20 protein-coding genes, 1 tRNA gene and 1 pseudogene are annotated in these 23,139 nt (G+C 64.5%); 5 read left to right on the forward strand and 17 right to left on the reverse strand.

Translation table 11 applies throughout. From position 1 onward, the window contains the following. Positions 1–54: 54 nt before the first annotated feature. Positions 55–309 carry a hypothetical protein gene (locus ACN9MV_RS27920; RefSeq protein WP_426390424.1) on the reverse strand — a complete coding sequence of 85 codons (255 nt, stop codon included), beginning with the start codon at positions 307–309 and terminating at the stop codon, positions 55–57. 208 nt (positions 310–517) lie between these two features. Here ACN9MV_RS27920 and ACN9MV_RS27925 point away from each other — a divergent pair, with 208 nt between their 5' ends. Continuing rightward, positions 518–682, forward strand: a complete 165-nt coding sequence (locus tag ACN9MV_RS27925; RefSeq protein WP_176928890.1) for a hypothetical protein — start codon at positions 518–520, stop codon at positions 680–682. Between the two features lie 42 nt (positions 683–724). Here ACN9MV_RS27925 and ACN9MV_RS27930 read toward each other — a convergent pair whose 3' ends face one another. The 11 genes from ACN9MV_RS27930 to oxc all read right to left on the reverse strand — a co-directional run bounded on the left by ACN9MV_RS27930 (position 725) and on the right by oxc (position 12,826). Continuing rightward, the gene (locus ACN9MV_RS27930; protein WP_354337969.1) at positions 725–1,672 is read right to left on the reverse strand and encodes a LysR family transcriptional regulator; all 948 of its coding nucleotides are present in this window, start codon (positions 1,670–1,672) and stop codon (positions 725–727) included. Between the two features lie 79 nt (positions 1,673–1,751). Beyond that, on the reverse strand, positions 1,752–3,170 hold the full coding sequence (pyk, locus tag ACN9MV_RS27935) for a pyruvate kinase (protein WP_426390425.1): 1,419 nt from the start codon (positions 3,168–3,170) through the stop codon (positions 1,752–1,754). After that, positions 3,167–4,183 (reverse strand): 2-dehydropantoate 2-reductase, encoded by a 1,017-nt coding sequence (locus ACN9MV_RS27940; RefSeq protein ID WP_097198010.1) that lies wholly within the window; start codon positions 4,181–4,183, stop codon positions 3,167–3,169. Before ACN9MV_RS27940 ends, pyk begins: the two co-directional genes overlap by 4 nt. 47 nt (positions 4,184–4,230) lie before the next feature. Further along, positions 4,231–5,007, reverse strand: coding sequence for a fumarylacetoacetate hydrolase family protein (locus ACN9MV_RS27945; RefSeq protein ID WP_426390426.1), 777 nt, complete (start codon positions 5,005–5,007; stop codon positions 4,231–4,233). A 51-nt stretch (positions 5,008–5,058) separates the two neighbouring features. Further along, positions 5,059–5,958, reverse strand: coding sequence for a succinate--CoA ligase subunit alpha (sucD, locus tag ACN9MV_RS27950; protein ID WP_093177427.1), 900 nt, complete (start codon positions 5,956–5,958; stop codon positions 5,059–5,061). Positions 5,959–6,178: 220 nt separating this feature from the next. Then, positions 6,179–7,351 (reverse strand): ADP-forming succinate--CoA ligase subunit beta, encoded by a 1,173-nt coding sequence (sucC, locus tag ACN9MV_RS27955; RefSeq protein ID WP_426390427.1) that lies wholly within the window; start codon positions 7,349–7,351, stop codon positions 6,179–6,181. 32 nt (positions 7,352–7,383) lie between these two features. Further along, positions 7,384–7,701 carry a hypothetical protein gene (locus ACN9MV_RS27960; RefSeq protein ID WP_093057515.1) on the reverse strand — a complete coding sequence of 106 codons (318 nt, stop codon included), beginning with the start codon at positions 7,699–7,701 and terminating at the stop codon, positions 7,384–7,386. 238 nt (positions 7,702–7,939) lie between these two features. Beyond that, a complete protein-coding gene (frc, locus tag ACN9MV_RS27965) occupies positions 7,940–9,187 on the reverse strand; it encodes a formyl-CoA transferase (protein WP_093057514.1) in 1,248 nt (415 codons plus the stop codon). Continuing rightward, positions 9,184–9,630, reverse strand: coding sequence for a PAS domain-containing protein (locus ACN9MV_RS27970; RefSeq protein ID WP_093079768.1), 447 nt, complete (start codon positions 9,628–9,630; stop codon positions 9,184–9,186). Before ACN9MV_RS27970 ends, frc (ACN9MV_RS27965) begins: the two co-directional genes overlap by 4 nt. 75 nt (positions 9,631–9,705) lie before the next feature. Beyond that, a complete protein-coding gene (frc, locus tag ACN9MV_RS27975; protein WP_093177424.1) occupies positions 9,706–10,968 on the reverse strand; it encodes a formyl-CoA transferase in 1,263 nt (420 codons plus the stop codon). Between the two features lie 31 nt (positions 10,969–10,999). After that, complete coding sequence (oxc, locus tag ACN9MV_RS27980) at positions 11,000–12,826, reverse strand: oxalyl-CoA decarboxylase (protein ID WP_093177422.1); 1,827 nt, start codon at positions 12,824–12,826, stop codon at positions 11,000–11,002. 153 nt (positions 12,827–12,979) lie between these two features. Between oxc and ACN9MV_RS27985 the strand changes: the two genes are divergently transcribed. Further along, positions 12,980–13,588 (forward strand): Crp/Fnr family transcriptional regulator, encoded by a 609-nt coding sequence (locus ACN9MV_RS27985; RefSeq protein WP_093057638.1) that lies wholly within the window; start codon positions 12,980–12,982, stop codon positions 13,586–13,588. Positions 13,589–13,879: 291 nt separating this feature from the next. On the opposite strand, the gene ACN9MV_RS27990 is transcribed toward ACN9MV_RS27985, so the two are convergent. The 4 genes from ACN9MV_RS27990 to ACN9MV_RS28005 form a co-directional block, all read right to left on the reverse strand. Next, positions 13,880–14,716, reverse strand: coding sequence for a cytidylate kinase family protein (locus ACN9MV_RS27990; protein ID WP_426390428.1), 837 nt, complete (start codon positions 14,714–14,716; stop codon positions 13,880–13,882). A gap of 22 nt (positions 14,717–14,738) precedes the next feature. Then, positions 14,739–16,274 carry a tripartite tricarboxylate transporter permease gene (locus tag ACN9MV_RS27995; RefSeq protein WP_093057509.1) on the reverse strand — a complete coding sequence of 512 codons (1,536 nt, stop codon included), beginning with the start codon at positions 16,272–16,274 and terminating at the stop codon, positions 14,739–14,741. A 24-nt stretch (positions 16,275–16,298) separates the two neighbouring features. Continuing rightward, complete coding sequence (locus ACN9MV_RS28000; protein WP_426390429.1) at positions 16,299–16,820, reverse strand: tripartite tricarboxylate transporter TctB family protein; 522 nt, start codon at positions 16,818–16,820, stop codon at positions 16,299–16,301. A 124-nt stretch (positions 16,821–16,944) separates the two neighbouring features. Further along, positions 16,945–17,964, reverse strand: a complete 1,020-nt coding sequence (locus ACN9MV_RS28005) for a Bug family tripartite tricarboxylate transporter substrate binding protein (RefSeq protein WP_093057507.1) — start codon at positions 17,962–17,964, stop codon at positions 16,945–16,947. 230 nt (positions 17,965–18,194) lie between these two features. Between ACN9MV_RS28005 and ACN9MV_RS28010 the strand changes: the two genes are divergently transcribed. Beyond that, positions 18,195–18,269: transfer RNA gene (locus ACN9MV_RS28010), tRNA-Arg, on the forward strand. A 199-nt stretch (positions 18,270–18,468) separates the two neighbouring features. Here ACN9MV_RS28010 and ACN9MV_RS28015 read toward each other — a convergent pair. Beyond that, positions 18,469–18,726 (reverse strand): annotated as a pseudogene (locus ACN9MV_RS28015) (helix-turn-helix domain-containing protein); the annotation flags it as partial. Between the two features lie 216 nt (positions 18,727–18,942). Here ACN9MV_RS28015 and ACN9MV_RS28020 point away from each other — a divergent pair. Then, positions 18,943–19,314, forward strand: a complete 372-nt coding sequence (locus ACN9MV_RS28020) for a hypothetical protein (protein WP_426390430.1) — start codon at positions 18,943–18,945, stop codon at positions 19,312–19,314. Between the two features lie 739 nt (positions 19,315–20,053). Next, positions 20,054–22,990, forward strand: a complete 2,937-nt coding sequence (locus tag ACN9MV_RS28025; protein WP_426390431.1) for a hypothetical protein — start codon at positions 20,054–20,056, stop codon at positions 22,988–22,990. Positions 22,991–23,139: the final 149 nt, after the last annotated feature.

The raw sequence follows: 23,139 nt of genomic DNA on the forward strand, positions 1-23,139 counted from the left end.
CAGTTTTCTGCGCGTGAATGACTGTCGGACTGAGCGACTCAAAAACTCTTGACCTCAGTCAAGTTCACACGAATCGCGCCCTCGTGAGACCCCCGTGATATCCCTAGCACGAGGCCTCGTTGCACGCGCGCTTTGCGCGTTTCGATGCCGCTCGAAACACACCGCGATGCGTGCGTGCATCGCGCTGCATGCGATGTGCATCGCGCGATGCGACGGCATTGCAGCAACATTGCGGCGGCATGGTGCGATGAAGAAAAAATCGCGGAAGTCTTCGCGCGAACTTTCGATGGCCAGTGCGATGGCCTTCATGAATTTGCGATGCGCGTTGCGCGCTCGCTCATGTGCTCCGGAAGCGCTCCTGCAGACGGGTTGCAGGCCTACGCAAGAACCTGTCTGCCTCCGAAAAAATTGACCTAGGTCAAGAAACGCAAAAATGGCGTTTGCTCTCGTCTAGGGTAAACCCTAAAATTCAGGGTAATCCCTTCGGTCTTTTAGATTCAATCCTTTGGAGCCCTCAATGAGCCACACCACACTGAATTCCAGCAGCCTCCGTACCCCGGCCTCGTCGTCCACCGCCAACGACGCAATGCGCGAACTGTTCGCCGCAATGCCCATCGTGATCTTCTACAAGGCCGCACGTGCCGCGCTGATGCAACGCCGCAGGGCGGCCGTGCAGCGTTGAGCCGCCGCACCGGATCCCTCCCCCACAAAGAGCGCGCGCGAGTTACTCGCCGCGCTCTTTTTCTTTGTGGTTCCCGAACGGCACGATCTGCGAGATCAGCGACGGCCCGTCGCTCAGCAGAAAGTCCTTGAAGGCCTGCGCCACCGGCGGCAGGCGCTTGCTTCGGCGGTGCACCACGTACCAGTTGAGCATCAGCGGAAAGCCTTCCACGTCGAGCACGCAGAGACTGCCCGCGCGCATCTCCTGGCTCACCGTGTGGGCCGACACGAAGCTCACGCCCATGCCCGCGATCACCGCCTGCTTGATGGTCTCGGTGCTGCGGATCTCCATTGCGATGTTGATGCCGCTCAGATCGCCGCCAAAGCCGTCTTCCATCGAATGCCAGGTGTCCGATGCTTTCTCGCGCACCACGAAGGGCTCGCGCATCAGCCGTGCCATCGGGATCTTCTTCACACCCACCAGCGGATGGCTCGGTGCCGCGACGATCACGTAAGGGTGCGGCGCGAAGGGCTGGTTGACGGTGTCCAGGTCGGTCGGCGGCCGCACCATGATCGCGAGATCCGTGAGGTTCTCTGCGATGTGGGTCAGCAGCCCCGCCCGGTTGTGCACCGTGAAGTTCAGCGTCACGCCCTGGTGCCGGCTCGCGAACTCCACCAGCAGGCGCGGAAAGAAGTAGTCGCCCGCGCTGATCACACCCACGTTGAGCTTGCCGCCCGAGACGCCCTTGAACTGCATCATCGCGTTCTCGGCCGCTTCGAACTGCTGGATGATCGCGCGGCTGATCTGCAGCAGCTCGGTGCCCGCAGGCGTGAGATAGATCTTCTTGCCGAACTGCTCGAACAACGCATTGCCCGCGTGCTCCTCGAGCTTGCGCACCTGCGTGGAGACGGCGGGCTGCGTGAGGTGAAGCTCCTCGGCCGCGCGCGAAAAACTCAGCAGCCGCGCCACTGCCTCGAAGACTTTCAACTGGCGCAGGGTCGCATGCTTCATCGGGAAAGAGGGTGGCTGCAGTCGAGCGGCATCGTACAGCGCGCCAACGCCTGCGCTGGCGCCGCGCGCTCAGTCCGCTTCAGTCCGGTATTCGCGCGACGTGCAGCAGGTTGGTGGTGCCCGATTGCCCGAAGGGCAGGCCCGCGACCACCACCACGTCGTCGCCCGCCTTCGCGAAGCCCTCGGCGCGTGCCGTGCGGCAGGCGCATTCGATCATCTCGCCCACGTCGTGCACGTCGTCGACCAGCACCGCATGCACGCCCCAGACCATCGCCATGCGGCGCGCCGCGACGGTGTCGGGCGTGAGGCTCAATATCGGCACCGCCGGGCGCTCTCGCGCCGCGCGCAGGCTGGTGAAGCCCGAGGAGGTGTACGTCACGGTGGCGGCCGGCGCGAGCAGCGCGGCCACCTGGCGCAGCGAGGCGCAGACAGCATCTGCCGTGGTCGACAGCGCCGCATCGTGCGTGGCGTCGATGCCCGCGCGGTAGGAAGGATCGGCCTCCACGCGCACGATGGTGCGGTCCATCATCGCGACCGCTTCGAGCGGGTACTTGCCCGAGGCCGATTCGGCCGAGAGCATCACCGCATCGACGCCGTCGTAGATGGCGGTTGCAACGTCCGACACCTCGGCGCGCGTGGGCACCGGCGAGGCAATCATCGATTCGAGCATCTGCGTCGCCACCACCACCGGCTTGCCGCCCTTGCGGCAGGCGCGCACGATCAGGCGCTGCAGCTCGGGCACCTGCTCGGGCGGCAGTTCCACGCCGAGGTCGCCGCGCGCCACCATCAGGCCATCGCACAGCGCGACGATCGCATCCAGATGCTCGATGGCCGCGGGCTTCTCCAGCTTGGCCATGATCCAGGCGCGCGTGCCGATGATGGCGCGCGCCTCCTCGATGTCCTCCGGCCGTTGCACGAACGAGAGCGCAACCCAGTCGACGCCCATCGACAGGCCGAAGTCGAGGTCGTCGCGGTCCTTCGGCGTCAGCGGCGAGATCGGTAGCAGCACGCTCGGCACGTTCACGCCCTTGCGGTCGGAGATAGGCCCGCCGACCAGCACCGTGGTCTCTGCGAAGTCGGCGCCGTGGCTGTCCACGCGCAGCCGCAGCTTGCCATCGTCGAGCAGCAGCTCGGTGCCGTCCTGCAGCGCGGCGAAGATTTCCGGATGCGGCAGAGGCGCGCGGCGTGCACTGCCGCTGGTCTTGTCCATGTCGAGCCGGAAGCGCGCGCCCGCATCGAGCTGCGCGCGACCGCCTTCGAAAGTGCCCAGCCGCAGCTTGGGCCCCTGCAAATCGAGCAGGATGCCGATGGGCCGGTTGAATTCCTTCTCGAGGCGGCGGATGGTTTCCAGACGCCGTGCGTGGTCATGCTGCGTGCCGTGGCTGAAGTTGAGCCGGAACACGTCCACGCCACGCTCGAACAGCGCGCGGATGGCTGGCTCGTCGGTGGTGGCCGGGCCGAGCGTGGCGACGATCTTTGCGCTGCGTGTGCGTCTCATGCTGCTGTCATTTCATGGAGCTTGACGCGGCCACGCTGGTCTTCCATGGTGCGCGCGAGCAGCTTGACCAGGCTGTAGACGGTGTCGATGTGCGGCGTCGGGGTCTCGGTGAGCCGGGCCAGCTCGACCACCGCGCCCACCAGCGCGTCGATCTCCGGTGCGCGCCCTGCTTCCACGTCCTGCAGCATCGATGTCTTGTGCTTGCCGACCTTCTCCGCGCCCGCAATGCGCTTTTCGAGCGTCACGCGGAACTCGATGCCGAGCTTGTGCGCGACAGCCTGGGCCTCGCGCATCATCGCGGCGGCAAGTTCGCGCGAAGGCGGGTACTGGCAGATGTCGACCAGGGTCGAATGCGAGAGGCTGCTGATCGGGTTGAAGGTCAGGTTGCCCCACAGCTTGAGCCAGATCTCGGCGCGGATGTTGTCGAGCACGGGTGCCTTGAAGCCTGCGCCGGTGAAGCAGGCAGAGACACGGTTCACACGCTCGCTCGCCGAGCCATCGAGCTCGCCAACAGGGAAGCGGTCGCCTTCGATGTGCTTGACCACGCCAGGCGCGATCAGCTCCGATGCCGGATACACCACGCAGCCGATCACGCGCTGCGCGGGGATCTTCGTGGCAACGAGCCCCGAGGGATCGACGCTGCGCACCGGCGTACCCGCGAGCGCGCCCCCGTGCTGGTGGAAGTACCAATACGGGATGCCGTTCTGCATCGTCACGACCACCGTTTCGGGCCCGAACAGCTTTGGCACGTCGTTGGCCACCGCCTCGACCTGGTGGGCCTTCATCGCGAGGACGACGATGTCCTGCGGGCCGGCCTCGTCATAGCGGTCGGTGGCCTTGACGTTGCGCGCCACCTGCTCTTCGCCTTCGGCCGAGATCAGCTTGATGCCGTTCTTGCCAATGGCATCGAGGTTGGCGCCGCGCACGATGAACGTCACGTCCTCGCCGGCCAGCGCGAGCTTTGCGCCGACCAGTCCGCCGATGGCGCCCGCGCCGATGATTGCAATCTTCATGTCGATCCCCAAGAGTTGAATTCGTTGCGCGACCCTTCGGCGGTGGGTCAGCCGAAGCGGTTGCTGAGCTTGCCGATGCCGTCGATCTCGATCTCCACAAGGCTGCCGGGCTTCATGGAGCCGACGCCGACCGAGGTGCCGCAGAGGATCACGTCGCCGCGGTGCAGCGTCATGTCCTGCGAGATGAGGCTCACAAGTTGCTGCACCGAGAAGCGCATATCGCCGATCGGGTAGTTCTGTCGCACCTCGCCGTTGAGCAGCGTGGTCACGGTGAGCGTTGCGGGATCGAGGCCGGTGGCAACCACCGGGCCCATGGGGCAGAAGGTGTCGAAGCCCTTGGCGCGCACCCATTGCGCGAACGATGCGTCGCGGTTGAGGATGTCGGCCACCGTCACGTCGTTGGCGCAGATGTAGCCGAACACGTGGTCGAGCGCGTCGGCTTCGGAAACGGCGGTGGCGGTCTTGCCGATCACGATGCCGAGCTCGCCTTCGAACACCACCTTGCCGTCGCACAGCGGCTTGCGGATGGGAGCGCCGGGGGCGAGATATGAATTGGGCGTCTTCAGCAGGTACAGCGGCTCGGCCGGCACCGGCAGGCTCAGCTTCGCGCCCAATGCGTGGAAATTGTTCCACAGCGCAATGACCTTGGTCGGCTCGGTCGGCGTGAGCAGTTGCAGCCCGGCCAGTGCGAACACGCGGCCCGTGAGCTCCGAGCTGCCGAACATGTCGCCCTGGCGCTCGTGCACGGCATCGCCTTCCAGTGTGCCGAAGCCGATGCCACCGGCATGCTCGAAGCGGACCCATTTTTTCTGCTGCTGTTCCATGTTGTTATCTGCTTTCTGGATTGATGAAAATTCTGGGCGGCCTACCGTCAGTCAGTCGAACGGGAGGTAGTCGGGAATGACGAGCGAGGCGAGCAGCTTTCCCATCTCGGCCGGATTGCGCGTCACGTGGATGCCGCATTCCTTCATCACCGCGAGCTTTTCCTCGGCAGTGCCGCGGCCGCCGGAAATGATGGCGCCCGCATGGCCCATGCGCTTGCCGGGCGGCGCGCTGGCGCCCGCGATGAAGCCGACCACGGGCTTGCGCATGTGGTCGCGGATCCAGCGCGCGCACTCCTCTTCAGCATCGCCGCCGATCTCGCCGACCATGATCACGGCGTCGGTGCGCGGGTCGTCGTTGAACATCTTCAGCACGTCGATGTGCCGCAGCCCGCCGACCGGGTCGCCGCCGATGCCGACCACGGTCGACTGCCCGATGCCGAAGCTCGCGAGCTGGCTCGCGGCCTCGTAGGTCAGCGTGCCCGAGCGCGAGACGACACCGATGCGACCGCGCTGATGGATATGGCCCGGCATGATGCCGATCTTGATTTCGCCGGGCGTGATGAGTCCGGGGCAATTCGGGCCGAGCAGCAGCGTCTTGCGGCCTTGCATGCGGTGGCGGGTGCGGATCATGTCGCGCACAGGGATGCCTTCGGTGATGCAGATGACGAGGTCGAGTTCAGCATCGACTGCTTCGTCGATTGCTGCAGCGGCGAAGGCTGGCGGCACGTAGATCACGGAGACGGTGGCGCCTGTCTCGGCCTTTGCTTCTTGCACGGTGCCGAAGATCGGGATGCCGGCCAGCGAGCCGCCTGCTTTCAGCGGATTCACACCTGCGACGAAGCAGTGTTTGCCGTTGCCGTATTCGAGGCAGGCCTGCGTGTGGAAGCTGCCGGTCTTGCCGGTGATGCCTTGCGTGATGACGCGGGTGTGCTTGTTGATCAGGATGGACATTTCATTTGCTCCATCTTGGGGTTGCTTGGCTTCGGGGTGCGTGCACAGCTCTGGCCCTGGCCGATCAACGACCGCACTGATCGATCACGCCGATAGGGTGCCTTGCGCAGCGAAATAAAGGAGGAGGCCGAAGGCCGGGGGACATTCGCGGAGCAAGGCACCCCGTCGGCGTGAGCGTGCCCCGAAACGACGCAGCGAATGAGGGAGCAGGCTTTCATACCTAGCGCATCCAGTTCCGAGCCGCACCAATGGCCCGCTGTGCAGCCTCGGCCATGTCGTCTGTGTTGATGATCGACAGTCCGGACTGCGCGAGGATGGTCCGCCCCAGGTCTTCGTTGGTGCCCTTCATGCGCACGATGAGCGGCACGGTGAGGCCGGTCTCGCGCGCTGCAGTGACCACGCCGTGCGCGATCACGTCGCACTTCATGATGCCGCCGAAGATGTTGACGAGCACTGCCTTGAGCTTCGGATTGCGCAGCATCAGCTTGAAGGCCTCTGTCACCTTCTCCGCCGTTGCACCGCCGCCCACGTCGAGGAAATTGGCGGGCGAGCCGCCGTAGAGCTTGATTGCGTCCATCGTCGCCATCGCAAGGCCGGCGCCGTTGACCAGGCAGCCGATGTCGCCGTCGAGCGCGATGTATGAAAGATCGAACTTCGAGGCCTCGACCTCCACCGGATCTTCTTCGTCGAAGTCGCGCATCGCGGCAATCTCCGGCTGGCGGAACAGCGCGTTGGCGTCGAAGTCGAACTTCGCGTCAAGCGCAATCACTCGGCCGTCGCGTGTGAGCACCAGCGGATTGATCTCGGCCAGCGAAGCGTCGCTGCCATCGAAGGCCTGGTAGAGGTTCTGCATGAACACGCGCGCCTGCACCACCGAGCGCTCGGAGATGCCGATGCGGCGCGCGATGCCGTCTGCATCGGCAATCCGCAGGCCGGTGTCCGGATCGATGAAGAGCTTGTGGATCTTCTCGGGCGTGCGTGCGGCCACCTCCTCGATGTCCATGCCGCCTTCGCTCGACGCCATCAGCGCCACGCGCTGTGAATTGCGGTCGACCACGAAGCCGAGGTACAGCTCCTTGTCGATCTCGACGCTCTCCTCGACCAGGAGTTGCTTCACCACGCGGCCTTCGGGGCCGGTCTGCGGCGTCTTCAGCGTCATGCCGAGCATCTGGTCCGCGTGCCGCCGCACTTCGGCGACGGACCATGCGGGCTTCACGCCGCCGCCCTTGCCGCGGCCGCCCGCATGAATCTGCGCCTTGACCATCCAGGCCCGGCCACCGAGGCGGGTGGCGGCGTCTGCCGCCTCGTCGGGCGAACGGCAGACGAATCCACGGGGTGTCGCCACGCCGTATTGGCGCAACACGTCCTTGCCCTGGTATTCGTGGATGTTCATGGTCGGAGCAGGCTTTTTATTTGCAAGAAATTTCAGGCGCCAAGCTCGACGCCGTGGCTTTCCGCCCAATTGAAATAGCTCGACGAAGCCATTTCCCGCTTTCTGTGCAATTCCTTCTTCTGCTCGATTGCCTCGGCCAGGAATTCGGCGTCGTAGGCCTTCAGCAGATGCGGCTGATGGGTCTTCAGGTAATGGCCGATCCGCTCGTTGGCGCTCTGGCTCAGGCCCATCAGGCGGTCGTAGGTTTCGCCGTCCCAATGCCAGCGCAGCCCCAATTCGAAGAATGCTGCGTTATAGGCATTGCGCTCGATTTCGTCGCGCCAGTACTGAATGGGTGAATGGTTTTCCATGACCTTCTCCTTGAATGAATGCCGAATTGATGAATCGGATGAAAAATCCCGGCGAGTTCAAAATGTAGGGTCGATGGACAATAAATAAAAATTAAATGAATTTATAAAAACCATTCGCCATGAGTTATGCATGGAAGGCGCCAAATCCACGCGCCCAAGGGCCTTCCGCGCCACCCGCAGGCAGCGCTTTTTCTTTCAACTCACGATGGCAGGCGGGCGGGTCTGCGCCCGCCGTGCCTCAGATCACGCGTTCGGCCCGCAATGTCTCCAGCTCGTCCGCGCCGTAGCCGAGCTGCCGCAGCACTTCCTCGGTGTGTTCGCCGAGCAGCGGCGAACGCGTCACCACCGTCGGGCTGTCGGACATCTTGATGGGGTTGCCCACCGTCAGGTACTTGCCGCGCACCGGGTGGTCGACCTCGACGATGGTGCCGGTCTCGCGCAGCGATTCGTCCGCGGCGATCTCCTTCATCGAGAGGATCGGCCCACAGGGAATGTCGTACTCGTTGAGGATGTCCATGGCCTCAAACTTGGTCTTGGTCATGGTCCATTGCTCGATGCGCGCGAAGATCGGCTTCAGGTGCAGCAGGCGCGCGGCCGGCGTGGCGTAGGCCTCGTCGTTGATCCAGCCCTCTTCGCCGATGACCTTGCACACCGCCGGCCACACGGCCGCCTGCGTGATGAAGTAGATGTATGCGTTGGGGTCGGTCTCCCAGCCCTTGCACTTGAGAATGGAACCGGGCTGGCCGCCGCCCGATGCATTGCCGGCGCGCGGCACCGCGTCGCCGAACTTGCCGTCGGGGTACTGCGGGTACTCGTGCATGGTGCCGGTGCGTTCCAGGCGCTGCTGGTCGCGCATCTTCACGCGGCACAGGTTGAGCACGGCGTCCTGCATGGGCGCGAGCACCTGCTGGCCACGCCCGGTGCTGTTGCGCTGGAACAGCGCGGCGAGGATGCCGAGCGCCAGGTGCAGGCCGGTGCCGCTGTCGCCGATCTGCGCGCCGGTCACGAGCGGCGGGCCGTCCTCGAAACCGGTGGTCGATGCCGCGCCGCCGGCGCACTGGGCCACGTTCTCATAAACCTTGCAGTGCTCGTACTTGCCGGGGCCGAAGCCCTTGACCGAAGCCACGATCATGCGAGGGTTGAGCTTCTGGATGTGGGCCCAGGTAATGCCCATGCGGTCGAGTGCGCCGGGCGCGAAGTTCTCGACCAGCACGTCGCAGGTCTTGATCAGGCTGTCGAGAACTTCCTTGCCCTTGGGCTTCTTGGTGTCCAGCGTGATCGAGCGCTTGTTGTGGTTCAGCATCGTGAAGTAGAGGCTGTCCGCACCGGGAATGTCGCGCAGCTGGCCGCGCGTTGCGTCGCCTTCGCCTGCACGCTCGACCTTGATGACGTCGGCGCCGAACCAGGCCAGCAGTTGGGTGCAGGTGGGGCCGGACTGCACATGGGTGAAATCGAGGATTCGAACGCCCTCGAGTGCTTTGCTCATTGACTGTCTCCTTCTTTGATCATCGTGGCTTCGACTTCTACCAGACGGGCGCGCAATTTGCGCTCCTCGGCAAAGCGGGCGGTCTCGTCGCGAACGATGGCAACGATGCCCGTGACCTCGTGATCGGCGGAGAACAGCATCGACACCGTGAAGGCGATCGACAGCGTGTGCCCGTCCTTGTGCAGCGCCGGTACGCGCAGCAGGTCGGCGCCGTACTTGGTGACGCCGGTTTCCATCGTCTTGTTGTAGCCGTCCCAGTGCCGCTGGCGTTGGCGCTGGGGAATGATCAGGTCGAGCGACTTGCCGAGCGCCTCGGCTTCGGTGAAGCCGAAGATGCGCTCGGAGGCGCGGTTCCACAACGTGATCGCGCCTGCCGCATCGCACACCATGATCGCGTCGCCGGCGCCTTCGACGAGCTGCTTGAAATCCAGGTTCGTTTGCATACGTGCCTCCCGGCGCTACCTGTCTACATGTCGTCGTTCACTGCAGGGGGTGAAGCCCCCCGCAGCGAACCCGGCCTACACAGCCTTGGCTTCGCGCAGGTTGGAGATCTGGTCCTTGCTGTAGCCCAGCTCCGCCAGCACTTCGTCGGTGTGCTCGCCCAGGAGCGGCGAGCCGGTGATCTCGGGCTTGAGGTCCGAGAACTTGATGGGGCTGCCCACGGTGAAGTAGCTGCCGCGCTCCTTGTGCGGCACTTCGACGATGGAGCCGCTGGCGCGCAGCGACGGGTCGTGCAGCAGTTCCTTCATCGTCAGCACCGGCGCGCAGGGAATGTCGAACTTGCGCAGGATGTCGACCGCCTCGAACTTGGTCTTGTCGGCCAGCCAGCCTTCGATGGTCGCGAAGATGTCGGTGATGTGCGGCTGGCGTGCCTTCGGGGTCGTGTAGTCGGGGTCGGTCTTCCACTCGGGCTTGCCGATGGCGTCGCAGATCGGAGCCCAGGCATGGCCTTGCACCGTGAAGTAGATGTAGGCGTTCGGGTCGGTCTCCCAGCCCTTGCACTTGAGCACCCAGCCCGGCTGGCCGCCGCCGCCGGCGTTGCCGCCGCGCGGCACCACGTCGCTGAAGGTGCCGTGCGGGTACTGCGGGTATTCCTCCAGGTAGCCGAGCTTGTCGAGGCGCAGCTGGTCGCGCATCTTCACGCGGCACAGGTTGAGCACTGCGTCCTGCATCGCGCAGGCCACGCGCTGGCCCTTGCCGGTCTGCTGGCGGCCGATAATGGCCGTGAGGATGCCGATGGCCAGGTGCATGCCGGTGTTGCTGTCGCCAAGGGCAGCAGCGCTCACGGTGGGCGGGCCGTCCCAGAAGCCGGTGGTCGATGCGGCACCGCCTGCGCACTGCGCGACGTTCTCGTACACCTTCAGGTCGTCGTAGTGGTGGCCGTCGCTGAAGCCCTTGACCGAGGCGACGATCATCTTCGGGTTGAGTTCCTGGATGCGTTCCCAGGTGAAGCCCATGCGGTCGAGCGCACCTGGGCCGAAGTTCTCGACCAGCACGTCGGACTCGCGGATCAGCTTCTCCAGCACGACCTTGCCTTCGGGCTGCTTGGTGTCCAGCGTCAGCGAGCGCTTGTTGCTGTTGAGCATGGTGAAGTACAGCGCATCGACATCGGGAATGTCGCGCAGCTGCGAACGCGTGACGTCGCCGGCGCCGGGGCGCTCGACCTTGATGACGTCGGCGCCGAACCAGGCCAGCATCTGCGTGCAGGCGGGACCGGCTTGCACGTGCGTGAAGTCGATGATCTTGATGCCGCTGAGTGGTTTGTTGTTGCTGCTGCTCATTTGGATATCTCCTTGAATGGTGGAACTCGGGTTACTTCTTCTTCGCCGTGCTGGGGTTCAGGCTCGTGATGCGGCCGCTTTCAGTGCCCGCGGTCTCGTCGATGACGGCATTGATCAGGGTCGGCCGGCCCGAGGCGACGGCCTCGGCCAGGGCCTTCTGGAGTTCATCGGCAGTGGTGGCGTGCACGCCGACGCCGCCGAAGGCTTCCATCAGCTTGTCGTAGCGCGCGTTCTTGACGAACACGGTGGGCGCCACGTCGGGTGTGCCGCTGGCGTTCACGTCGGTGCCGCGGTAGACGCCGTTGTTGTTGAAGACGATGACGCAGATCGGCAGGTTGTAGCGGCAGATGGTTTCCACCTCCATGCCGCTGAAGCCGAAGGCGCTGTCGCCCTCGATGGCGATCACCGGCTTGCCGGTGACCACGGCCGCGGCCACCGAGAAGCCCATGCCGATGCCCATGATCCCCCAGGTGCCCACGTCGAGGCGCTTGCGCGGCTCGTACATGTCGACGATGCTGCGCGCGAAGTCGAGCGTGTTGGCGCCTTCGTTGACGACGATGGCATCGGGCCGCGCCTTCACCTGGTCGCGGATCACGCTGAGCGCGCTGTGGAAGTTCATCGGCGAGGGCCGCGCGGCCAGCGTGACGGCCATCTTCGACAGGTTCTTGTCCTTGCGCTCGGCAATGGCACCGGTCCACTCGGCCGGCGGCTTGGCCCACTTGGCATCGATGCCGGCCAGCAGCGCGGCAACGCAGGAGCCGATGTCGCCGATCACGGGCGCTTCGATGGCGACGTTGCTGTCGATCTCGGTCGGTGCGATGTCGATCTGGATGAACTGCTTGGCACCCTTTTCCTGCGCCCAGGTCTTGCCCTTGCCGTGCGAGAGCAGCCAGTTCAGGCGCGCGCCGACCAGCAGCACCACGTCGGCTTCCTGCAGCACGTAGGAGCGCGCGGCCGCGGCCGACTGCACGTGGGTGTCGGGCAGCAGGCCCTTGGCCATCGACATCGGCAGGTAGGGAATGCCGGTCTTCTCGACGAATGCACGGATGTCGGCATCGGCCTGTGCATAGGCGGCGCCCTTGCCGAGCAGGATCAGCGGGCGCTTTGCGCCCTTGAGCAGGTCGAGCGCGCGCTTGACGGCATCGGGAGCCGGGATCTGGCGCGGCGCGGGGTCGACGACCTTGATGAGCGACTTCTTGCCGGCTGCTGCGTCCATGGTCTGAGCGAACAGCTTGGCGGGCAGGTCGAGGTACACACCGCCCGGGCGGCCCGACAGCGCAGCGCGGATGGCGCGTGCAATGCCCACGCCGATGTCTTCTGCGTGCAGCACGCGGAAGGCGGCCTTGCACAGCGGCTTGGCGATGGCGAGCTGGTCCATTTCCTCGTAGTCGCCCTGCTGCAGGTCGACGATCTCGCGCTCGCTGGAGCCGCTGATGAGGATCATCGGAAAGCAGTTGGTGGTGGCGTTGGCCAGCGCGGTGAGGCCGTTGAGAAAACCGGGGGCCGACACGGTCAGGCAGATGCCGGGCTTCTGCGTGAGGAAGCCTGCTGCTGCTGCGGCGTTTCCGGCGTGCTGCTCGTGGCGGAACGAGATGACGCGCAGGCCTTCGGCCTGGGCCATGCGCGTGAGGTCGGTGATCGGGATGCCGGGCAGGCCGAAGATGGTGTCGATGTCGTTGAGCTTGAGCGCATCGATGACAAGATGGAAGCCGTCGATGGTCTCGGCGGCCGGCGCGTCTTCCGTCAAGCTCTTGATGGCGCGAACCACTTGTTCGCCATCGGCATCGCGGGTTTTCACGGGCTTGAGGGCATCGTCCAGCGTGGTGGTTGCCTCTTTCTCTGTTCTGACTGAAGACATGTCTCTCCTTCTGCATGGGTGAATGGCCAAGGCCCGAGCCAAGACTATGATTCGGGCTCAAGCTTTCGGCCGTTGACCTCGGTCAACTTTCCCGAAAACGGCGCGCCCCGATGAATGGCGCCGGCAGCGAAAAAATCGAGCAAGACGGTGACCATGACGTTGTTGGAAAACCACCCGGAGAAAAACATCATTCGTGCCCAGCTCCGGCAGAACATCCTTCTCAAGGACCTGAGCGAAGCCGACCGCGCCGAACTGGAAACCCATCTCGTCATCGTGGACGGCAACAAGGGCGAATTCCTGTTGCATCAGGGCGTGCGGGAGATGGAGCAATACTTCATCCTCGACGGCATCCTCAAGCGGGTGGTGAGCAACCCGGAGGGCAAGGAAATGATCCTTCGCTTCGCCGACGAGAACGACATGGAAACGAGCTATGCCGCGCTGCGGCTGGGCACGCCCACGCCCTACGGCATCGTCTGCGTGACGAAGGCGCGGGTGGCGAGCCTTCCGCTGAAGGAATGGATCGCCTTTCTGAACCGGCATGCGGAAACCAAGGAACTGTTCGAGTTCCTGGTGATGCGGGGCATGAGCGAGATCATGGCGCACACGATCACGCTGCATTTGCTCGATGCGGCGGGACGCGTGCATCGGTTCATCCGAAAGCATCCGGAGCTCGAGGACCGGATTCCGAGCAAGGAGCTGGCTTCGTATCTGAATCTCTCAGCAGAAACCCTTAGTCGGCTTCGGAAGCGCGGGAAGATCTAGTTCCTGTATTCGTTCAGGTTCGTTCGGGTTTGTTCGGGGTGCGTGCGAATGACACCGGGTACTCCCCTCCGCGAATGTCCCCCGGCCTTCGGCCTCCTCCTTTATTTCGCTGCGGGGAGCACCCGATGCCATTCGCACATGGACGCTGCCGTTGTGCCGGAGGTTTAAGCGCTGCGCTGAACGATCACGCCGATGGGGTGCCTTGCGCAGCGAAATAAAGGAGGAGGCCGAAGGCCGGGGGACATTCGCGGAGCAAGGTACCCCGTCGGCGTGAGCGCACCCCGAACCAACTCACGTTTGCTTGGCAGAAGCAAAACGCCGCGTGCTCGCCATCAACCTGAGCTGGTTGTGGACACCACTGACTCCCGACACCTCCGCAGCAACCGCCTCGGCCTGCGCCCGCTCATCGCTGTTGAGCACGATGCCGCGCAGCATCACCTCGCCCTGGTTCGCGGTGATCGTCACGTTGATGTCGCGCGTTGCCTCATGCTCCTTCAGCGCGGCGCGCACACGCGCTTCCAGCGCCATGTTGGCAAGCAGCGCACGCGACGCCGGCGTTTCTGCGAACTCGGGGCGGTTCACCATCAGGCGGATCTGCTCGACGCAGCTCTCGATCGACAGGCGGTCGGTGTTGAGCACCAGGTCGTAGAGCACCGGGTCGCCCCAGGTCACGCCGAACTGCGCGTGCATGCGCGCGGCATGGGCCTGGTCGCTGCGGCGGATCTCGGCTTCGGCAAATTCGGCGTCGTCGGTTTCGAGGTCGCTCATCAGCCACTCGACGCGCCTCTTCAGCGAGCGCGTGATGCGCACGCACACCACGTGCGGCACCGGCCGCAGCAGGCAGGTGGCACCCCAGCCGCGCAGCACCACATTGCCACGGTCGGCCAACGCGAACAGTTCCTCGGCCGTGTAGAGCGCCACGCTGCGCGAGTCGGTGGTCAGGCGCTCCACCAGACCGGCCTTGCCGCCGCGCAGCCGGCCGATCAGGCTCGTGGAGACCTGCATGCGGTCTGCCACGTGCTCGATGACTTCATGTCGCATCACGGCGAGGCCGAGCGTTTCGGCGAGCTTCAGCGAAACGTCTTTCGCGAGGGAACCCATCTCCTGGGTCAGTGCGATCACAGGCATGTCTTTGGCTCCTCGTTGTGTTTCAGTCCACCGGCCGTTCGACCGCGAACTCGTCGGGCTTCTTCGGCTTTCTGTTGAGCAGCGCCAGCGCCTTCGAGATCAGCGGCCAGAACAGCAGCACCAGCGCCAGTGTGGTGATGCCGCCGACCAACGGGTTCGAGAACATCACCATCACGTCGCCCTGCGACACCAGCATGGCCTGGCGGAAGGAGTCTTCGGCCTTGTCGCCGAGCACCAGCGCAAGCACCAGCGGCGCGAGCGGAAAGTCGAGCTTCTTGAAGAGATAGCCCATTACGCCGAAGCCGAGCATGAACCAGATGTCGAGCATCGCGTTGTGCACGGTGTAGGCGCCGATCGCGCAGATCACGATGATCACCGGCGCGATGATCGAGAACGGAATACGCAGGATCGACGCGAACAGCGGCACGGTGCTGAGCACCACGATCAGGCCGACGATGTTGCCGAGGTACATGCTGGCGATCAGGCCCCAGACGAAGTCTTTCTGCTCGACGAACAGCAGCGGCCCGGGCTGCAGGCCCCAGATCAGCAGGCCACCCAGCAACACGGCAGCGGTAGGCGAACCAGGAATGCCCAGCGCCAGCATGGGCAGCAGTGCGCTGGTGCCGGCGGCGTGCGCGGCGGTTTCGGGTGCGACCACGCCTTCCATTTCGCCGGTGCCGAACTTGGCGCCCTTCTTCGACATCTTCTTGGCAAGTCCGTAGCTCATGAACGAGGCCGGCGTTGCGCCGCCGGGCGTGATGCCCATCCAGATGCCGATGAGCGAGCTGCGGATGGAGGTCACCCAGTATTTGGGCAGCTGCTTCCACGTTTGCCACACGACCTTGGGATCGATCTTCGCGCTCTTGCCGGAGAACTTCAGGCCCTCTTCCATCGACAGCAGAATTTCGCCGATGCCGAACAGGCCGATCACCGCAATCAGGAAGTCGAAGCCGCGCATCAGCTCGGGCTGGCCGAAGGTCAGGCGCAGCTGGCCGGTCACGGTGTCCATGCCCACGCTCGCAAGTGCGAAGCCCAGCGCCATCGACGCCAGGATCTTGAAGGGCGAGCCCTTGCCCATGCCGACGAAGCTGCAGAAGGTCAGCAAGTACACCGCGAAGAATTCGGGCGAGCCGAACTTGAGCGCGAACTTGGCGACCAGCGGCGCGAGGAAGGTGATCATCACCACCGCGAGAAAGGCGCCCACGAACGACGATGTGAAGGCTGTCGTGAGTGCCGCGCCGGCCTGGCCGTTCTGCGCCATCGGATAGCCGTCGAAGGTGGTGGCCACCGACCACGGCTCGCCCGGTATGTTGAACAGGATCGAGGTGATGGCCCCGCCGAACAGCGCACCCCAGTAGATGCACGACAGCATGATGATGGCCGAGGTCGGCGACATCGTGAAGGTGAGCGGCAGCAGGATCGCCACGCCGTTGGCGCCGCCGAGGCCGGGCAGCACGCCGATCAACACGCCGAGAATGATGCCGACGAACATCAGGCCGATGTTCATCGGCGTGAGGATCACTGAAAAGCCCTGCATCAGGGCACTGATTTCTTCCATTTCGCTTGTGCTCCGTGAGTAGGTTCAGTAGCCGAGGAATCGAAGCGGATCGAGAGTGCCCTTGAACAGCGGCACCTTGAACCAGACCTCGAACATGAAGAAAAACAGCGTGTTGACCGCCAGCGCGGCAAGCACGCTCTTAAGCCACGCGTACTTGCCCAGCACCACCATGAACAGCGCGATATAGATCGCCGAAGCCAGGTAGATGCCGAGGAAGGTGATCGCCAGCACGTAGACCGTGGCCGGCACCAGCACCGACAGCACGCGCTTGAGCTGCACCGAATCGACGAACACCGCGGTGTTGCGGCTCTTGCCGAGCAGTGCCTGGTAGAGGATGCCGGCGCCCGAGATCGTGATGATCACGCCGATGAAGAACGGAAAGTAGCCCGCGCCGGGGCCGTCGGTGGTCCAGCCCGCGCCCAGCTTGCGCGCCTCGAAGACCACCACCAGGCCGATCACCAGCAGCGCCAATGCCACCGCCGCTTCGACCAGGTGGGTGGAGATGCCCGAACGCGCCGGGCCCTCGGATGTTTCGTCGTGCTCCATGGAGCCCCCATCGTGGTTGTGTGTGAGAAAGAAGGAAGGGACGGATGCGGCGCGCACGCCGTCCGTCGGGCCGCCGGCACTCTGTGGGTGCCGCGCAGCGCGCGCCGCCGTCGCGACCTGTCGGCTACTTGTTGCTTGCGAGGAAGCCCGCGTCAGCCATCAGCGTGCGGTGCGTGGCCTCGGCCTCGGTGAGCCATTTCGCAAAGGCGTCGCCGGTCATGAAGGTCGGGTTGAAGGCACCCTTCTCCATGTACTCCTTCCACTCCGGCGTGGCGGCGACCTTGACCAGCAGGTCCTTGTAGAACGCAAGCTGGTCGGGCGTCACGCCGGGCGGCATGAAGATGCCGCGCAGCATCGTGTACTTGGTGGGCACGCCCGCTTCCTTGCAGGTGGGAATGTCGTTCCACGACTGCGTGTCCGTGACCTTGGCCTTGAACGGCATGCGCTCGTCGTCGAACACGCACAGCGCGCGCAGCTTGCCCGCACGCCACTGCGCCACCGCCTCGATCGGGTTGTTCACCGTCGAATTCACATGGCCGCCCACCAGCTGCACCGCCACCTCGCCGCCACCCTTGAACGGCACGTAGATGAACTTGGTGCCGGTGGCTTTCTCGAGCGCGACCGTGATGATCTGGTCTTCCTGCTTCGAGCCCGTGCCGGCCATCTTGAACTTGCTCGGCCCCGCGGTCTTCACCGCGGTAATGTACTCGCCGGCGTTCTTGTAGGGCTCGGTCGCGTTGGTCCACAGCACGAACTGGTCGAGGGCCAGCATGGCGACCGGTGTCATGTCCTTCCAGTTGAAAGGCACGCCCGTAGCCATCGGCGTGGTGAACAGGTTCGACAGCGAGATGACGATCTTGTGCGGGTCGCCCTTGGCTTCCTTCACCGCCAGAAAGCCCTCGGCACCCGCCCCGCCCGACTTGTTGACGACGATCAGCGGCTCCTTCATCAGCTTGTATTTGATGACGATGCCCTGCAGCAGGCGCCCCATCTGGTCGGCGCCTCCGCCCGTGCCGGCGGGAATCACGAACTCCACCGGCTTGGTGGGTTCCCATGCGAGGGCGGGCGTGGCGGCTGCCAGCGCCAGGACGGCCGCGGCAACGACCTTCGTACGGCCCAGAACGAGCGAAGCGATCTTCTTCATCAGGTTGTCTCCTGTGTAGTGTTTCGCTCTTTTTTGTTCTTGGATCTGAGCAGAGATACGGACCGGCACGATGGTGCGCGCCACTGATTCACGCCTGCTTGATCGCGGTCAACTTTTCGCAGATTTCGTATTCGGGTTAGCCCGCGCTGGCGGGCCCTGCGCGTCCTGTCATCGCCAAGCCTATAAAATCGCGGCGCGCAGCGGGGTCTCCTCTCCTCTCGCCTCAATCCGTCTTCGTAGTTCAATGGATAGAACGGGGTCCTCCTAAGACTCAGATACAGGTTCGATTCCTGTCGAAGGCACCAAATACCGACATCACGGTGTCTCACCAGGCATCAAAACCCGCACGTTTCTCCAGCGTAGCGGGTTTTTCTTTGCCTCACTGTTGGATTCCGCCGATCTCTGACCCTAGATTTCCATTGAATACTGACCCACTCGCTTTGTGAGCCTGAAGGCTTCACGGTGTGGATAAGTGCTTGGTGTTCTCCTTTTTAGGTTGAGTGTGTGGATCTGCCGCAGATTGCGCCGCTGTTTCCGCGATTTGGTTGCCTCGATCGCGAGCCAGGTCGCGAGCTTCTCGGCATAGGGATCGAGCTTGCTTGAGCCCGTCCGCTTGGCGTAGCGCGGCATTTCTTCGCCCGCACGCAGATACTTCTTTACGGTGTTGCGAGACAGGCCTGTACGCCTGGCTATCTCGCGAATGGACATCTGCTCGCGCAGGGCCCAGCGTCTGATGACACTCAATGTCGCCACGTCTATCACTCCTAGGATCCCCTGCTTTAAAAATGAGCAGGGTAGAGTTTTACGTGGGTCAGTCTTAGACGGAAATTACTGGCTTTAGAGGGTCAATTTTCGGCGGCAATCAACACCCGCGAGTTTCAATTCAGCTTCGACTCAGGCATCGGCCACATCGCTGCAGCACATAGTAGGTACTTACGAGCGCTCTTAGAGGCCCGCCGCCTCGTGGAAAATGGGCTCATGAAATCTATTCGATACGTTATCCTGGCAATCATGCTGTGTGCGACTGGTCTGCTGCAGGCGCAGGTCGCAATCGGTGGCGTCGGCAACAGTTCATGCGATGTTTGGATCAAGGCTCGCAAGGCCCCGGCAGGGCTGGCTATGGAAACCATCACGGAGGCAATGATGACCTCTTGGGTGCAGGGTTACCTATCAAGCAAGAATTCCACTGGCACCACAGTCAAGATGGTTTTGGAAGTCCCAGACCCCACATCAATAAAAATGGTCTTGGACAGAGGGTGCGCGCTGATGCCGGATGCACTGATTTTTGCGGTTGCAGACGATTTGGCGAACACGCTAACCGCGATGTATCAAAGCCAGAAGCGCAAGTAGCCTTGGCTCAGCATTGCGCACCGGCTCAAGTGACTGACCCTCTACAGAAAGCTTTTCTTTGGGCGATCACGTAATCAGCCAATGGACCGCCAAACCACGTGCAGCCAACCGATCAAGTCGGCTATCTGGTTCGGCCAGGTGAAGGGGGCCAACGACAAGCAGTTGCATCTCCTCTGAAGCGCCGCGAGCGGCGATGGTGTTGGCCCAATTCCCGTTGCGAGCAGGGAAAACGCACGCCGTAGAGATGGCACCGATACCAATAGGCTCGCCTCTTGTAGCTCCGCAAGTGCTGCACGGTCGCAACGCTCCCAGCGCCTCGCGATGAGAAAATCCAACCCCATCCCGTAGTTGCGCAAGCACGACACTAAAGAATTTGCCGGTACTTTTGTCGGTATCTTTGGAACAAAAAATCAAGACATCTAGTATTCATGCGGCCTGCAGGATGATTTTCGATTCCTGTCGAACCAGCAAGCCCCTGTTCAGATACCCGTTGCCGAAGCCTTCGGCGACTGCCGTTGCGCGAGCACTCGTTACGACCCCAGCGCGTAACAACGCTACGTAACAAGCGCCGAAGAGCGCTCAGCCAAGGGCTTTCGCCGATCTCCATCGCGGCACTGATCCGGCAAAAAACTCATATGAATCAATAGCTTGCACATTCGGCGCATGCGCGCTCGATGCATCGCGAGAATGCGGCACGCAAGTTGCCCCGTCAGTAAGTCCCACCACCGAGGAGACTGCCATGACGGATGCCAATGCATCGATTTCTTCGATCGCCGGAGGCACCGACAACGGTGCTGCGCCGGTGGTCATCGCCCAGGCGACAGTGAAGCCGATTGCCTCCATGGGCACTACCGCCGCCGCAGTTCAGCCCGCGGCGCCGGCCGGCATCGGATCACTGTCGAACGCCACGCCCGGCACGGTCCTCATGCGCGACGGCGTCTCGATTCCCGTCGACGGCAGCCAGGCGCTGATGGCCGGCGACCGCGTGATCGTTCCGCAGGACGGCCACGCCAATGTTCTCTTCCCCGGATCGGCCACCAACAAGGCACCGCTGTCCGGCGTCTTCACGGGCGGCACCGACGCCACCATCAGCACGACCAAGCTGGCCAGCGGCCTCGAGCAGGTGAATGTGGACGTGGCCTCGGGCGACCTGGAAGTGACTTCGCCCGACAGCGACGCGGAAGCCGCGGCGCTTGCGGTGAGCAAGAAGACCGCTGCCGGCAGCGGCATCGGGCTGGGTGAATTCGCGCTCGGCGCACTGGGTGCCGTCGCGCTCGGCGCCGCGCTGAGCGGTGGCGGCGGCAGCGACGGCGGCGCGGTTCCTTTCTTCGTTCCGGGCGTTGGCGACAGCGATGCCGACGCAGATGCGGATGCAGATGCCGACTCGGATGCGGACGGTGATGCCGACGCCGACGCCGACGCCGACGCCGACGCCGATGCCGATGCCGATGCCGATGCCGATGCCGATGCCGATGCCGATGCCGATGCAGATGCAGATGCAGATGCGGACGCTGATGCCGACGCGGATGCAGACGCAGACGCCGATGCGGACGCTGATGCCGACCACTTGCTCGATCCAGGCGACAGCCTCGCCGGCCATCTGCTCGGCTCCCTGGACAACGTCCTCGGCCTCGGAGGTGGCAGCGCCGCCGCGGCCAGAAGCGTCGCCGCCAGTTCATCCGGCACATTGGCATCGCTGATGCCCGCGGCCGACGGCCTCACGGATCTGCTGGACGACGTGCTCTCGCCGATCGCGGGCAACGAGTTCAGGCCCGACGATCCGAACGCATTCGATCCGCTGGACAACACCGTCGACAACCTGGCCGTCAACATCGGCGGCGTGCTCACCCCCGTGGTGGACGGGCTGCTGGGCGACGGCTTGACTGACGCGCTCGTCGGGTCGCTGATCGGCCAGGTCGACTACCTGACCGATGCGTTGAGCAACATCCTCGAAAACGTGCTCGGCAGCGAAGGCCTGCTCGGCGGCGTGACCACCGGCCTTGGCATCGACGGCCTCGTGGACGAACTAGTCGGCACCGACGGCGTGGTCGGGCAGGTGCTCGAAGGTCTGCTGGGCGACGGCAGCTTGCTGGGCAACGTGCTCGGCGAAGACGGTCTGATCGGGCAACTGCTTGGCGATGACGGGCTCCTTGGCGGCCTGCTCGGCGGTGACGGCGGGCTGCTCGGTGGCGTCCTGGGTGATAACGGCCTGCTGGGCGGTCTGCTCGGCGGCGACGGCGGTTTGCTTGGCGGAGTGCTTGGCGACAACGGCCTGCTGGGCGGTCTGCTCGGCGGCGACGGCGGCTTGCTCGGTGGCGTGCTGGGTGACGACGGCCTGCTGGGCGGTCTGCTCGGCGGCGACGGCGGCTTGCTCGGTGGCGTGCTGGGCGACGACGGCCTGCTGGGTGGCCTGCTCGGCGGTGATGGTGGCTTGCTTGGCGGCGTGCTCGGCGGTGTTGACGGCCTCCTCGGCGACGATGGCGTACTGGGCGGCGTGCTCGGCGGCGACGGCTCGCTCGCCGGCTTGCTGGGCAGCGAAGGCCTCACCGGCGGCCTGCTTGGCGAAGGCGGGCTGGTCGACAGCCTGCTCGGACCCGACGGCGTGGTCGGCGACCTGCTGAGCGAGACACCCCTGGCCGGTTTGCTCGGGGGAGATGGCGGCCTGCTCAGCGGCGTGCTGGGCGATAACGGCCTGCTGGGCGGCCTTCTCGGTGACGATGGCCTGCTGGGTGGCGTTCTGGCCGACGACGGCCTTCTCGGAGCCGAAGGCCCGCTCGGCAGCCTGCTGGGCGGTGACGGCGGCTTGCTCGGTGGCGTACTGGGTGACGGTGGTCTGTTGGGCGGTCTGCTCGGCGGGGACGGTGGCCTCCTTGGCGGTGTCCTGGGCGACGACGGACTGCTTGGCGGCGTACTCGGTGGTGATGGTGGTCTCCTCGGCGGCGTCTTGGGCGACGACGGACTGCTTGGCGGCGTACTCGGTGGTGATGGTGGTCTCCTCGGCGGCGTCCTGGGTGACGACGGTCTGCTGGGTGGCGTGCTCGGCGGCGACGGCGGACTGCTCGGTGGCGTCCTGGGTGACGACGGTCTGCTGGGTGGCGTGCTCGGCGGCGACGGCGGACTGCTCGGTGGCGTCCTGGGTGACGACGGTCTGCTGGGTGGCGTGCTCGGCGGCGACGGCGGACTGCTCGGTGGCGTCCTGGGTGACGACGGCGGCCTCCTTGGCGGCGTACTCGGCGGCGGCAGTGGCAGCGGTGGCGGCCTGCTCGGTGGTGTTCTCGGCGAGGACGGCATCGTGGGCAACCTCCTGGGCAGCGACGGCCTGGTCGGCGGTCTGCTGGGCGCGGACGGTCTCGTCGGCAGTCTGCTCGGCGCGCTGGGCGGCGACGGCGCCGTGGCCAACGTCCTGCAGCCGGCGGGCGACGCAGTCGCTCCGGCAGTCGAGACCGTGGGCAGCACGGTCTCCCACGCCGCGGCTCCGGCAACGGACATCCTGGCAGGGGCCACGGGTGTCGTGGCGCCGGTGGTCGACACGGTGGCCAGCGTGGTCGAAGGCGCGGGCCATGCCGTCGGCTCGGGCCTGACCGAAGTGGTGGCGCCGATCACCAGCCAGGTCGAGCAGACGGTGAACCACGTCGTGAGCCCGGTCACCAACATCCTGCACGGCCTGCTGGGCTGACTGTAGGCAAGCACCCACGCGCCCGGCCTGCCTTATCCCGCAGGCACGGGCCGCGCACGCGGTCAAAGTGGAGGCTTGAAGGTCTTCGGCAGGCAGCATTTGCCGAAGGGCTCCCGGTTCCTCCTCACGGCGCATTCCTGCGTCGTTAA

The sequence above is a fragment of the Variovorax sp. R-27 genome (genome assembly GCF_049913215.1).
GTDB lineage: Bacteria > Pseudomonadota > Gammaproteobacteria > Burkholderiales > Burkholderiaceae_C > Variovorax.

Bases quoted from the DNA above. Each gene is read 5' to 3' on its own strand.
- ACN9MV_RS27940 (WP_097198010.1), bottom strand. From the start codon at position 4,183: ATGAAGATTGCAATCATCGGCGCGGGCGCCATCGGCGGACTGGTCGGC.
- ACN9MV_RS27920 (WP_426390424.1), bottom strand. From the start codon at position 309: ATGAAGGCCATCGCACTGGCCATCGAAAGTTCGCGCGAAGACTTCCGC.
- ACN9MV_RS28005 (WP_093057507.1), bottom strand. From the start codon at position 17,964: ATGAAGAAGATCGCTTCGCTCGTTCTGGGCCGTACGAAGGTCGTTGCC.
- sucC (WP_426390427.1), bottom strand. From the start codon at position 7,351: ATGAACATCCACGAATACCAGGGCAAGGACGTGTTGCGCCAATACGGC.
- ACN9MV_RS27970 (WP_093079768.1), bottom strand. From the start codon at position 9,630: ATGCAAACGAACCTGGATTTCAAGCAGCTCGTCGAAGGCGCCGGCGAC.
- frc (WP_093057514.1), bottom strand. From the start codon at position 9,187: ATGAGCAAAGCACTCGAGGGCGTTCGAATCCTCGATTTCACCCATGTG.
- ACN9MV_RS28020 (WP_426390430.1), top strand. From the start codon at position 18,943: ATGAAATCTATTCGATACGTTATCCTGGCAATCATGCTGTGTGCGACT.
- oxc (WP_093177422.1), bottom strand. From the start codon at position 12,826: ATGTCTTCAGTCAGAACAGAGAAAGAGGCAACCACCACGCTGGACGAT.
- ACN9MV_RS28025 (WP_426390431.1), top strand. From the start codon at position 20,054: ATGACGGATGCCAATGCATCGATTTCTTCGATCGCCGGAGGCACCGAC.
- sucD (WP_093177427.1), bottom strand. From the start codon at position 5,958: ATGTCCATCCTGATCAACAAGCACACCCGCGTCATCACGCAAGGCATC.
- ACN9MV_RS27930 (WP_354337969.1), bottom strand. From the start codon at position 1,672: ATGAAGCATGCGACCCTGCGCCAGTTGAAAGTCTTCGAGGCAGTGGCG.
- ACN9MV_RS27960 (WP_093057515.1), bottom strand. From the start codon at position 7,701: ATGGAAAACCATTCACCCATTCAGTACTGGCGCGACGAAATCGAGCGC.
- ACN9MV_RS28000 (WP_426390429.1), bottom strand. From the start codon at position 16,820: ATGGAGCACGACGAAACATCCGAGGGCCCGGCGCGTTCGGGCATCTCC.
- pyk (WP_426390425.1), bottom strand. From the start codon at position 3,170: ATGAGACGCACACGCAGCGCAAAGATCGTCGCCACGCTCGGCCCGGCC.
- ACN9MV_RS27925 (WP_176928890.1), top strand. From the start codon at position 518: ATGAGCCACACCACACTGAATTCCAGCAGCCTCCGTACCCCGGCCTCG.
- ACN9MV_RS27995 (WP_093057509.1), bottom strand. From the start codon at position 16,274: ATGGAAGAAATCAGTGCCCTGATGCAGGGCTTTTCAGTGATCCTCACG.
- ACN9MV_RS27945 (WP_426390426.1), bottom strand. From the start codon at position 5,007: ATGGAACAGCAGCAGAAAAAATGGGTCCGCTTCGAGCATGCCGGTGGC.
- ACN9MV_RS27985 (WP_093057638.1), top strand. From the start codon at position 12,980: ATGACGTTGTTGGAAAACCACCCGGAGAAAAACATCATTCGTGCCCAG.
- frc (WP_093177424.1), bottom strand. From the start codon at position 10,968: ATGAGCAGCAGCAACAACAAACCACTCAGCGGCATCAAGATCATCGAC.
- ACN9MV_RS27990 (WP_426390428.1), bottom strand. From the start codon at position 14,716: ATGCCTGTGATCGCACTGACCCAGGAGATGGGTTCCCTCGCGAAAGAC.